General features: G+C 50.5%; 11 protein-coding genes and 1 pseudogene. 6 read left to right on the top strand and 6 right to left on the bottom strand.

Translation table 11 applies throughout. The features are described from left to right. The first annotated feature begins 22 nt into the window (after positions 1-22). From PCPL58_RS03505 to PCPL58_RS28960, 6 genes and pseudogenes are all read left to right on the top strand, one after another. On the top strand, positions 23-427 hold the full coding sequence (locus PCPL58_RS03505) for a YmfL family putative regulatory protein (RefSeq protein WP_331716556.1): 405 nt from the start codon (positions 23-25) through the stop codon (positions 425-427). Positions 428-433: 6 nt separating this feature from the next. Then, a complete protein-coding gene (locus PCPL58_RS03500) occupies positions 434-1,411 on the top strand; it encodes an IS5 family transposase (RefSeq protein ID WP_065348561.1) in 978 nt (325 codons plus the stop codon). A gap of 284 nt (positions 1,412-1,695) precedes the next feature. Next, the gene (locus PCPL58_RS03495) at positions 1,696-2,058 is read left to right on the top strand and encodes a hypothetical protein (protein WP_065348829.1); all 363 of its coding nucleotides are present in this window, start codon (positions 1,696-1,698) and stop codon (positions 2,056-2,058) included. Positions 2,059-2,128: 70 nt separating this feature from the next. Continuing rightward, the gene (locus PCPL58_RS31470) at positions 2,129-2,302 is read left to right on the top strand and encodes a hypothetical protein (protein ID WP_167355209.1); all 174 of its coding nucleotides are present in this window, start codon (positions 2,129-2,131) and stop codon (positions 2,300-2,302) included. Continuing rightward, positions 2,268-2,435 (top strand): annotated as a pseudogene (locus PCPL58_RS28965) (site-specific integrase); the annotation flags it as partial. The gene PCPL58_RS31470 and the pseudogene PCPL58_RS28965, both read left to right, overlap by 35 nt. Before the next feature lie 233 nt (positions 2,436-2,668). Beyond that, entirely contained in the window at positions 2,669-3,472 is an 804-nt protein-coding gene (locus tag PCPL58_RS28960) for a YopT-type cysteine protease domain-containing protein (RefSeq protein ID WP_083188311.1), read from the top strand. Between the two features lie 432 nt (positions 3,473-3,904). Here the strand turns inward: PCPL58_RS28960 and PCPL58_RS03485 are convergent, their stop codons facing one another. From PCPL58_RS03485 to PCPL58_RS03460, 6 genes are all read right to left on the bottom strand, one after another. Continuing rightward, the gene (locus PCPL58_RS03485; protein ID WP_065348828.1) at positions 3,905-4,189 is read right to left on the bottom strand and encodes a hypothetical protein; all 285 of its coding nucleotides are present in this window, start codon (positions 4,187-4,189) and stop codon (positions 3,905-3,907) included. Positions 4,190-4,633: 444 nt separating this feature from the next. Next, positions 4,634-5,437 carry an IS21-like element ISPsy20 family helper ATPase IstB gene (gene istB, locus PCPL58_RS03480; protein WP_031598096.1) on the bottom strand — a complete coding sequence of 268 codons (804 nt, stop codon included), beginning with the start codon at positions 5,435-5,437 and terminating at the stop codon, positions 4,634-4,636. Continuing rightward, positions 5,430-6,929, bottom strand: a complete 1,500-nt coding sequence (gene istA, locus PCPL58_RS03475; protein WP_104685638.1) for an IS21-like element ISPsy20 family transposase — start codon at positions 6,927-6,929, stop codon at positions 5,430-5,432. Before istA ends, istB begins: the two co-directional genes overlap by 8 nt. 711 nt (positions 6,930-7,640) lie before the next feature. After that, positions 7,641-8,702, bottom strand: a complete 1,062-nt coding sequence (locus tag PCPL58_RS03470; RefSeq protein WP_065348827.1) for a hypothetical protein — start codon at positions 8,700-8,702, stop codon at positions 7,641-7,643. Beyond that, positions 8,703-9,395, bottom strand: a complete 693-nt coding sequence (locus tag PCPL58_RS03465) for a hypothetical protein (RefSeq protein WP_058398452.1) — start codon at positions 9,393-9,395, stop codon at positions 8,703-8,705. Then, positions 9,385-11,418: an AAA family ATPase gene (locus PCPL58_RS03460; protein WP_065348826.1), complete on the bottom strand. Its 2,034-nt coding sequence runs from the start codon at positions 11,416-11,418 to the stop codon at positions 9,385-9,387. Before PCPL58_RS03460 ends, PCPL58_RS03465 begins: the two co-directional genes overlap by 11 nt. Positions 11,419-11,884 lie beyond the last annotated feature (466 nt).

Raw genomic sequence — 11,884 nt, 5'->3', positions numbered from 1 at the left:
CAGCAGCAGGGAAAAGCAGAACATGAAAAGCCCAGTTCTAAAGACACGCCGCGAAGTAGTCAGCGCGATCATCTGCAGTTATCCAGGTGGACGGGAGTGCGCAGCTGCTCGTATCGGCTTGGCATTGAAGAAGTTCGATAACCACGCTTACGAGAACAACAACAGTAGGCCACTCAGTGACGCGCAGCTGTTCCAACTGGAGCAAGAAGCCGGTACCCAGTATTTGGCTAACTACGTGGCGTCCATGTATGGAGGTCTTTTCGTTCCGGTGGCTGATCCTGATTCGCTGGACAACGTCGAGATGTATGCCCTTTCCATTCAAGCGGCGGCAAAGCGTGGATGCGTCGACCAGGAGATCTCTAAGGAAACTCTGAAAAAGACTTCCAAATCTGGTGAAATACGCCAGTCCCAAGCACTGAACGGTTGAGTCCCGATGAAGCAGATGTCCTTCGCTGACGCCGAATACGCTGGCAAACGCAAACAAACCCGCCGTGAACGCTTCCTGATCGAGATGGATCAGGTCGTGCCCTGGAATGGCTTGGTCAAACTGATCGAGCCACACTATCCAAAGGGCGAAGGTGGTCGCCCTGCCTATCCGTTGATGGCGATGTTGCGGGTTCATCTGATGCAAAACTGGTTCGGCTACAGCGATCCGGCCATGGAAGAATCGCTCTACGAAACCACAATTCTGCGACAGTTTGCAGGACTGCACCTGGATCGGATTCCGGACGAAACCACGATCCTCAATTTCCGCCGACTGCTGGAGAAACATGAGCTGGCCGGTGGGATTTTGCAGGTCATCAATGGCTATTTGGGCGACCGTGGTTTGTTGCTGCGCCAGGGCACCGTGGTCGATGCAACGATCATCCATGCGGCGAGTTCGACCAAGAACGAGGACGGAAAACGTGACCCTGAAATGCACCAGACGAAGAAAGGAAATCAATATTTCTTCGGGATGAAAGCGCACATCGGTGTCGATGCCGAATCCGGTTTGGTGCATAGCGTGGTGGGCACGGCGGCGAATGTAGCTGACGTAACTCAGGTCGACCAGTTACTGCACGGAGAAGAAACTTACGTCTCTGGCGACGCGGGCTACACCGGTGTCGAAAAGCGTCCCGAGCATCAAAATCGCCAAATGATATGGTCGATTGCAGCGCGGCCCAGCAGTTATAAAAAGCATGCAAAGGAAAGTCTGATCGGGCGCATGCGTCGCAAAATCGAATACGCGAAAGCTCAACTGCGCGCCAAGGTTGAGCATCCGTTTCGAGTGATCAAACGCCAGTTTGGTTATACGAAAGTACGCTTCCGAGGCCTGCTGAAAAACACTGCGCAGCAGACCACGCTATTTGCTCTGTCCAATCTGTGGATGATGCGAAAACGACTGCTGAATACAGGAGAGGTGCGCCTGTAATGTGGACAATTGACGCTAAAAAGCGCTTGTCCGAAGAAAAAAGAGGAGTTGGGCGAGGCAAAGGTCTGATTTTCGATTGAAACGACGTTTTTTGAAACTTTGAAGCAACGGGAGGGTTAAAAAGTCTGCCTACTTCAGACCTTCCCTAAGGCTCTTGCCGACGGCTGCATTAGCGCAGCCGAGGCCGAGCACATTCTCAATGCACACAACCTGCACATGGCTGCACGTCATGCGGAAGTGTTGGCAGCTATCGATCTGTACCGCGCTAAATCAGGGACTGAAAAATGAACAACGTATCAGCTGATATGGATTATCAAGAGACCATCCGCGCTGCAGCTCAGACATTTATCGAGCGCCATCAGGGCGAGCACTTGGGCGATCTGGGCCAACTGCTCAGTCGAACGACCGATCACCTGGTCGAAAGCTTTGAGGTCAAAGAGTCTTTTGCAAACCATCTGGTGCACCAGGCCTACAGCAACGTTCTGGCAGTCATCGGTCGCCAGCGTATAGACCTTCAGGCAAGCGCAGAAATGACAGTAGTGATCAGTGATCCCATTCGAGGACTCGCTTGGTCTGTACCTGTTCATCTGATCTATGAACACCTGATCGCTGCCGGCCACGGCAAACCCGTCTCCCCCGCCACTTAAACACCCCCAAACATTGCCTGCCCCACTCCAGTGGGTATGGGTGAGCTGCGCCTAAATTCGAGGTTTAACGATGGCCAACGCCGTGATCGTCACCGCTCAATTGCCCCAGGCAGAGGCTCAAGCACTGCTTGAAGCACTGCGTGAACAGTATCGCCTGAGGCTCAATGAATACTGGTACGACGACCAATACCGCTTTGTAGCGGACGGCCACCATAACGGTCGAGCAGCGGTTTGGCCTGCATGACCTCAAGCGGCGGGGGATTACCGACACAGCCGGCAACCGCGCGGACAAACAGGAGGCCAGCGGTCACCGGGACGGGGCCATGATGGATGTCTACGATCTCAGCCTGCCACTTGTTAATGCCTCACGGACGTAAATCTAATGGATACGTAACAGAGGGATTTTCTCACACGCCTGCTTCGCATCGAGCGAGAGTGATCAGCAGCTGACGCATATGTGGAGACAGAGCAAGATGGAATGTCGAGAGAAATAGCGCCCACCCATATGTCGTGGAACCGAATGGCTCATCTGGACACTCACCTATCAATTTTAGGGTAGCTAGCCAGCTCCTTGATCCAAGAGCCATGTCGAAAACAATCTGAGGTACGTATGAAGATAAATATGGCAACGCCATCGATAGCTATCTTGCATCATCAGGAAAACCATGCTCCACAGGCAGCAAGCGCGCCTCAACCTGAGCATGGGCAAACAAATGAGCAACAGCCTCTGGACTTAGCATTGAGGCCCAGGGCACGCGGGATACATCCGTTTCTAGCCTTGATGTTGGGTGACAAAGGCTGCGCATCTTCTTCAAGTGTAAGTCTAGGAGATGATTCTACTACACAAGTTAACTTAGAAGATTTTGCGGTCGCGTCAAGAGATGTTAATCGAAACAACATCTGCGCAGGTCTTTCCACCGAGTGGCTTGTAATGAGCAACAGCGGCGACGCTGAGTCGCGCATGGACCACCTTGACTATAATGGAGAAGGGCAAAGTAACGGAGCACAGAGGCATCAGGTCTATGACGATGCTTTATCCTCGGCACTTTCAAATGACGATGAAGCGCCGTTTTTCACTGCTAGCACCGCTGTCGTCGAGAATGCAGGTTTCTCATTACGCAGAGAACCTAAAACTGTTCATGCATCAGGTGGTAGTACGCAATTAGCCCAAACATTGGCAAACGATTTGGCTCAGGCAGGTAGAAAGCACTTGCTAAGCTTGCGCTTTGCAAGCGTTCAAGGCCACGCAATCGCTAGTTCTTGTGAAGGAACTAGGTTCAAATTGTTCGATCCCAATCTTGGTGAGTTTCAATCATCCCGTAGTGAAGCCCCCCAGATGCTTAAAGCTTTGATCGATCACTATAACAACTTGAATTACGACGTATACTGCGTAAACGAGTTTAGAGTTTCTTAGTGTTGAGTCGGTAGGTTTCGTCCTGATTTATGGACATAGCTACGCGGATAAGTGCAACCGTTTTTAGTCGACAATTGAAAAGCATCAGATACCGCTATTTCGCTTTCGATTGATCCCTAATCAGTATTTCAAAAAAGGGGTGATGCCCGATATTTCCACGCAACTAGGCTCTGTACGAAAAGTCGCCGGCGAAGGTCAGGCAAGGCAAAAACGGGGTAGGAAGCGAAGTCTACGGGTTGTAAATGAGCATTCCGAGCCTGTTTTTAACGCAGCATTACCGATGCGTAGCCACTTTACGTACAGAGCCTAGGACCTGCAGTATTTTTTGCGCCCCAGCCCATCACTTGCCGAGCGGTGCCTCTGGCGTCCAGCAGACGCCGAAAAAGCCCGTAAGAGCAGGCTTTTTGTGGGAACGATTGAACATAAGGCGCGTTATGCGAAGTAATACGGGAGGTCGATAAAAGCTTCCTTGGCGCGTGCCTTAGCGTCTTCCCGGCGGGGATTAGGCTTTGAGGTCTCACCACGAGCGTTTGCCATGGCGGCCGCTATCCCGGTAAGTTTCTTCTTACCCAAGACATAACAGACCACAGGTAAATCACCACCATGCGGTTCCGCAGATGACACCACAGCAACAATCTTCCAGCCTTTCTGCAGAGCCTCATTTACCTCGTCCACTATAAATAGCTCTTTGATTTCGTCGACTTCGTGCAGTTGCATAGGTAATTCCTTGCAGGTCGGATTGGCAGCATAAGCCTAGCGCATGGCATATCGGCTTAGTGAATTTTCATGCTTGTTTTGTTCTCAAAAGCCAAGCGGACTGGCTCAACAGTTCACGCAGGTTCAGTTTGGAGCCCACGTAACAAGGAGGGAATGTGCCAAGCGTTAGGCGGGATGCAGGGAGGCACCACGTAATACAAAAACCTCTAACCCGTTGATTTACATATTTAAAGCATCTTCCTTGTAATCAGTAGGTCCCGGGTTCGACTCCTGGTGCCGGCACTGTTGGCGCTGATTGAAAACTGACCCACCCTGCCGATTGAAAATTGACCCAGGACGGATTGCTGATTTTTGCCCCAGCAATTGTGGATAAGCTTAGCAGCAGTGTTCCGATTGAAGACGCATCAAGCCCCACCGCATGCAGCAGGGCATTTATGGTGCGGATCAAAATGGCTCATCGTCCTCGATATCATTTCCGTCCTTTCGCTTTCGTTCGCGTGTTTTGATCTTTGTCTGGGCAGCCAATGTGCTGTGTTGTAGGCGGTAGGACTCGTTGCCCGTTTCGACGATGTGGCAGTGGTGTGTCAGCCGATCCAGCAACGCGGTGGTCATCTTGGCGTCGCCAAACACACTCGACCATTCCGAGAAGCTCAGGTTGGTGGTGATGACCACGCTGGTGTGTTCGTACAGTTTGGACAGCAGGTGAAATAACAGGGCGCCACCGCTTTGGCTGAAGGGCAAATATCCGAGTTCATCCAGTATCACCAGGTCTGTGCGCAGCAGTGCCTGGGCGATTCGCCCTGCCTTGCCATCGTACTTCTCACGCTCCAGCAGATTCACCAGATCCACCGTGGAAAAGAAGCGCACGCGTTTGTTGTAGGCCGTGATTCCGGATACAGCCAAGGCACTGGCCAGGTGTGTTTTCCCGGTGCCAGGGCCGCCGATGAACACGACATTCTGCGCGGTTTCAGTGAACGCCAAGCTGGATAGATCGCTGACCAGCCGGGCATCAGCGCTGGAAGCGCTGAAGTCAAAGCCAGCTAAGTCACGGTGCATGGGGAGTTTTGCCATGTTCATCTGATGATTCACCGAGCGCACCGCGCGATCCGCATGTTCCTGCTGAAGCAGATGTTCCAGCAGCCATTTCGATGAAGCCGTCGACGCTGTTCCTTGAGAGACCAGTTCTTCCCAAGCACTGGCCATGCCGTGCAGGCGCAGTTCTTTGAGTTCAGTCATTAGGTCACGCATTGCGATTCTCCTCATCGGTCGTACGGAGCCGGTCGTAGCGTGCTGTATTGGCAACCGGCGCCACTTTGAGTTGCAGGCTGGTTTCTACACAGGGAGGTGGTGCGGTGGAGGTCAGGCGGGCAACGACATTGAGGATGTGATCGGCGCTCAGACTTCCCGATTCAAGTACCAGCTCCACCGCCACCAGCACTGGTTCGAGACCGGCGATGGGCACAGCAGCCAGTACCTGCATCATGATTCGATCACCGTTGGTGTGACGCCTCAGTCCGCGTTTAAGAAGCTGTAACGGTTTTGGCAGATCAGCAAATGGAGCGCCATTGCGCAGTGCACCAGGCTTGCGTTCGATGAGTGGGATGTAGTGCTGCCAGTCAAAACCGATCTGATCTCGATCAAAGAGGCGCTCGTGACTGGCGATCACCGTTTCGTCGGCAATGACCACGATTCGCGAAGGGTACAAACGGCTGCTGACCCATTGATCCACACGCTCGCAAGGCACCGAATAACGATTGCGCGCCACGCTGATCAGGCAGGTGCTAGAGACACGGACGGTGCGTTCCACGTAGCCATCAAAGGCCGTCGGCATCGGCATCATTTCAGCCTGCTCCAGCTCCAGGGCTTCTGCCACCGTCAAACCGTTGTACTGCGGATGTACAAGTTCAGCCCAGAGCGTACGACAGCGTTGGCCGAGCCAGACGTTCAGCTCCTCGAAGGTATGGAACATGCAATTTTGAGCATCGAGCCAGATTCGCCTCCGGCTGTCTTGCACGTTCTTTTCGACGATGCCTTTCTCCCAGCCAGAGGCCACGTTGCAGAAGTCCGGATCGAACAGATAGTGCGCGCACATCACGGAAAACCGGGCATTGACCGTGCGGCCTTTGCCTTTGTTAACCTTGTCGACAGCCGTTTTCATGTTGTCGTAGATGCCGCGACGTGGCACGCCACCCAACGCTCCAAACGAACGTGTATGGGCATCAAACAGCATCTCGTGGCCTTGACTGGGGTACGCAACCAACCAGAACGCGCGACTTGCGCACAGCTTCATATGGGAGACCTGGATACGTCGAAACAGGCCACCGATCAGCAGGCCTTCTTCGCTCCAGTCAAACTGAAAGGCCTCACCGAGGGCAAAAGTCAGCGGTACAAAAGCGCGTACAGACTTGCCTTGCTCGCACCGCCAAGAGCGGACAAACGCCGTGAGCTGGCTGTAACCGCCGTCATAACCCTCGGCCTTGATCTGCTCAAAAAGTGCCTTGGCGCTCCTACGGTTGTGTTTTGGCCGGAACGAATCAGCCTTGAGCGCCTGCTCTAAGGTCTCGTGAAAAGGGTTGAGCTTATTGAAGGATGCGCACCGTTGGTACGCCGGTTGATTGGCTTCGGGCGCTCTGACCCATTTTCGGATGGTGTTTCTCGACAGCCCGGTACGCTTGGCTATCTGATGCAGCGAGAGCTTGTCGCGGAAGTACATCCGCCGGATTTTTCCCAACATTTCCATGCTGATCACCCTGTGTTCTCCTGCTCAAAAAGTGAGCAGAAGCAGTTGAACACCTGGGTCAGTTTTCAGTCGGCAGAACAGCCTCTACTGGGTCAGTTTTCGGTCAGCGGCAACAGCCCAGTACCTTGACAGCGCTTACTAACTGCTCGCGCGTGTTTTAATTTGAGGTGCCAACCAACTCTAGAAATGCTTGGCAGACCCTCCAGAAAGGACTGATATCAGTCTGGAGCCTATCCTTTTGAATGACCGTTTTTGGCCGGCTATCAAGCGTTGCTCGGTTTAGCCATACTTGTCCTTCCAAACGTGGAGAACATGTCATGAACATCAGCGCTATCTGACCCTACATCAAGGGTATACTCGGTGGGGTCCGTGGCGCGGATACGGTCAGTGAACTTTAGCTTAAGTATCGTTGCGTATGTACCCACTCTCTAATACTGGAGTGACGACCACTCAGTGCACTGACGTGCAGCTGTTAAGACTCATGCCTATCTGGACTGAGTAGTCTGCCGAACGGATCTGCAGTCTCAAACCCAAAGTTTCAGGGCAAATGGATTAGAACTAGAGTTGTCCGACATCACTCCAGGATAGAAGTCGCTAAGCTGTGGAGTAGATTTTCTCAAATTTTAACTTAATTTCAGCCTGGGAAACTGGATGGGCCATACCTACAGAAACTTATAAGTAAAGTACGGCCTACATTGACTTCGCTGACAATTACGGTTTTTTTGGTTTCGACGCCTTTGTTATCCGCTTTGCCTTAACGGTAGGCACAGCCATATCGTATTGTTCGAGCCTCACAGAGTTCAATGTTGCAAATGGAGGAAGATCAGTCATGGCATCCTTAACCCGACGCGCATCGTACAAACAGGTAAACGAGACATCTGTGTTTGCATTAGCATAGCCCTTAGCTTGGGTAATCCCTTCCTTAGCCCATTTAAGGTTGCTGTCAAAAGATCTTTTAGGTGACAGCACCTTAAGTTCAATTACAGTATTAACCTGAACATTTGAGCCCGGACTCGTTTCCCTTTGTGTGTATATATCAGTTCTACCGCCTTGATTGCTAATTTCTTCATTAACAAATACACCAGACCGGCGATAGAATGACCTCAGATATGTTAACAAAAAAGATTGAATTTGCCTCTCTGGAGATGTACGTAAATCATACTGAGTTTTCGCAGTATTAAGCTCCCACATGGTGCGAGCCGCAATGGCAGTAGACGTGCTCAGATACTCATGATGAAAGTCATGTAAATCTTTCGCTAACCCATTCGGGGTGACCGCGTGATCTGTAGTTTTAATCAAACGCTCTTCAGGTTCATGAATCCATTCGCTTAATGGCTGACCTGCACGATGAAACTGCATAGCCTGCTGACCGAATTTTCCGACGACAAAGGTATGAGCATCTGAAAGATAAGCTTCTACGAAGTCGTAAGCTTCATCCACGGTCAAGGTTTCGGACAGTCTTAGCATGGTCCTGAAATTCTGATTACATATGAGAATACCTTCACCGACGGTGCCTGATCGTCTCCTGGCTTTGGTGACGCCCCCAGAGATATAGCCTTCGAATCCCCAGTAGATATCTGGGGTCTCTGCAAAAATAATCAAAAGTGCCCGGTCCGCGCAGCCATAGTCGCCAGGCGAGCGCACACTTTGCCAATAACGATAGAATTCGATGGCTTCCTGAATGAATTGGTCCTCTGCGCTGCCAGAGTTACCAGGACTTAGTACCTCGAGATGACTTTTCTCGGAAGACGTAAACATCGACTCATTAGTCATCTAAGCGACCTCTGCTCGAGACCGCAGGATTGACTGGTAGGCGCCTAAGACATCCTTTTTATTAATAAGAAGCTTTTCGCCAAGAGTAGACTGAATCAAATTTAGCCCCTTTACCGTCGGCGTACTTTCGTCTCCTTCCTCTTCAATAATTAGCATATCACCCGGTCTGTTTAAGGCAGAAACGTACGTCAAATCTTGCACAAGCATCCGATCAAGCGACACGTCTTCCCTATCTTCTGGAATGTCTTCGGCCTCCAGCGACTGCACGGCTCCTAAGCAAATATCCAAGAGGAAGCTATAAATCTTCATGCCCATATCTGTCTGCCTAAGAACATTGCAAACTTGTAAACCATTCCTCGTTAACTTAAACATACCTTCGAACTGTAGATCCTTAGGAGAGGGATGTGCCTCGAAATCAGTAACGACGACCAAGTCGGCAAAAACTAGATGCCCCAATGCCAAATGTGCCGCCCGATAGTACGGCCCATGAGTGGTTCGCTGAGCTCGCTGGCGTAACGGCTGCAGCCCATAAAAGCGTGCCGAGGCAAAAGACATAAACAACAGTGAATGCAGCCGAGCCCTACTTAATGAGTTCAAACCTGCTGCTTCAGCCGCAGTAATCAAAAAAAGTACCCACCTTAAAAATTGCAGTTTCTCATAGTCTCGTTTGAGCAGAGTCTTATCACTCAACATTTAAAAATCTCCCAAGCTCTTCGCTTAACAATTGAGCAGCCTGACCATGGGCAAGCGCAGCAGGTGATGGAGTCAACTCGAGAAGGTTTATAAAATGATTTGATCTTAGGCTGGATAGCTTCGACGTTTTCCCATTTGTATCCACGAGCCCCAGGAGCGCCGGAATCATTTCAGTGCCGTTCAGGTTGGATGTTGCAATGACCTTTCGCGGCGCTGTAGAGTCCTCTGGTGCAAAACTGCGCATCAAATCGGCCGCTCGCCGCATAAACCAACTATCCAGACTTGCCTCAGGAGTTTCGATCACCAACATCTTATTGCCTTGGTTGTTGACCATATCTAGCAGGGTCATGCGGAATGCGAGATCAAGAAATTCCTTCTGAGACTCCGATACACTGCTGCTATTAGAGCGCTCGCTCAGTAATTTATGCGTACTAGAGGTCATTTTAATCGTAAATGCTGGGATATTAACGCGATCAGCGCCAGTGGCGATTTTGAAGGGCGTTTGACGACTGAACGCCACACTTACTTGCTCTTGTAGAAACTCCATTGCGTAATTCGTAAGTCGAGCTTCGAGATCAGCTTTGAGACCTGACATCTTTTCCTGTGCGCTATCAACCGCAGCCCGATACTCTGCTGTGTAGTTTTTGCGGTTCCTGGATAGTTCGTCCAATTCAGCCTGCTCTCTGTCCATCTCCGAGTAGACGTCATATGCTTGCTGTCCTTGATCGGCTGGACGGAGGGTATCCATTGCCTCGACAACTTGTATGGATAATGCACGCTTCGTTGTGGCGGACCTCATGAGTGGTGTGACTCGGGTGATATGCTCCGCAATATCGGCCAACTTATCTTTATTCGCCGAAAGACTATGCCTAATTGAGTCCATACTATCTTCGATTTTGCGAATCTCGATGGAGCTTATTGGTGTGACGTTGGCAGAGTTTGTTGCTGCCGTCTGAGAGTCGCAGACAAAACAATGCCCCTTTCGAATTTTCTTACTGATCCCGGGCATTTGCTTTTTAGATTTCGTACCACATATAAAACAACCACAACCCGTGGCATAGCCTTGCATCAAAAAACGCTCTTTGTCTTTCAGCGTTGGCAATGACTTTAAAATGAACTTAGCCTCTGCTTGGGAAAACTGAGCCTCTAGTTCAGCAAGCCGAATTTCCCCATCGTCGCTCTGTAGCAAAAGCTGCCTTTCTTCTTTGTACAATGAATCATATTCTTCTTTTATCCTAAGGTACTCGACCTCAGCCTCAGCAGCTGTTTCTCTCGCCTCCTTCAACTGGCCTTCTGTGGTCTCAGCCTCAATTGAGATAGTGGGACGTGCTGGGGAAGGAAGTGAATCTCTTTTCCGGTTAAATATATTAGTTCTGTTGCGATATTCAGAATCTATCTTTTGAATTGCGGCGAAAAGTCTGTTCAGGGTTTCGGCAGTCGACTTATCAAAAAATAGCACTTTGAAGAATTCAAACTGCGCTGCGGGCTCCCAAAGCAGTGGAAGACGATCTTCGCCAAAAAACTGTAGGTACCTTACTATCATATGAAAATCGTACGCTGAGAGTACGCCGCTCATATCAGCTAACTCTTCAATAAAGTCGGTTTCACTGCTGTGAACATGCTTGCGACCGGATATTTTCACACTTTTAATGCGCATATCCCGCATGTATCGCGCAACTTCTATTTTCCTTCCACCAACACTGAAGTGCAACGTGGCGAAAGAGTCTTCGCCAAGCTTCTCGGGCACTCGGCTCGAGAAAAAATCAAATTTCTTCGGTTCAACCAAACGTCGCTGGCTTACACGGCCCACATTTTTTGTGGCTTTTTCTGGATTGCTTGGTCCCAACAGCATCCTCAGCAATAACGTCAGTAACGTGGTTTTACCTATGCCGTTAATGCCTGCGATGACGCTAATCCCGTTGTCAAAAATGATATCTATGCCGCTACCGTGCTTGCCTGGATAAAGTGAAAAATTCCGGACTACCAATCGTTCAATAACGGGAAGGCTGATGCTGGTACGCACATTTATCTCCTTATATATATGCTGCTTAACGCGAGGTCTCAACTGTCAGCAGCGGCGGAGCCGCTTAATGGCCCGCAGGGCTTCTGTCAGAGCTTTCGCATCCTCTTCCGTACCCTCCCAGACACTGTCCAAGAGAAGGGCGAGACGAAGTCTAGTTGATTTTTCTGGCTAGTCATGAGCCGGCTGGCGCGACAAAAACGGAACATTGGCGTCGCAGCACATCTTCTGTACTGACTCGGCACGCATGCCGAACTCGCCTTTGTATATTCGGCCCACCCAGCTTTGCGAGACACCATAGCACTCCGCTACCTGTGCCTGTGTCAAGCCTTTCGTAGTGAAAAAGGCGGCAAGTGAGCATCAGATAGCTTCTGCAGCATCTTTCCGATTCATAAAAATATACGCATATTTTTTTAAATATGCGTATATTTAGCACAAAATTTCTAGTTGTTGCAATTCGCTTGAAATG

This window comes from Pseudomonas cerasi (assembly GCF_900074915.1).
GTDB classification, from domain to species: Bacteria; Pseudomonadota; Gammaproteobacteria; order Pseudomonadales; family Pseudomonadaceae; genus Aquipseudomonas; species Aquipseudomonas cerasi.
This window is presented reverse-complemented; position numbering and strand designations above follow the sequence as displayed.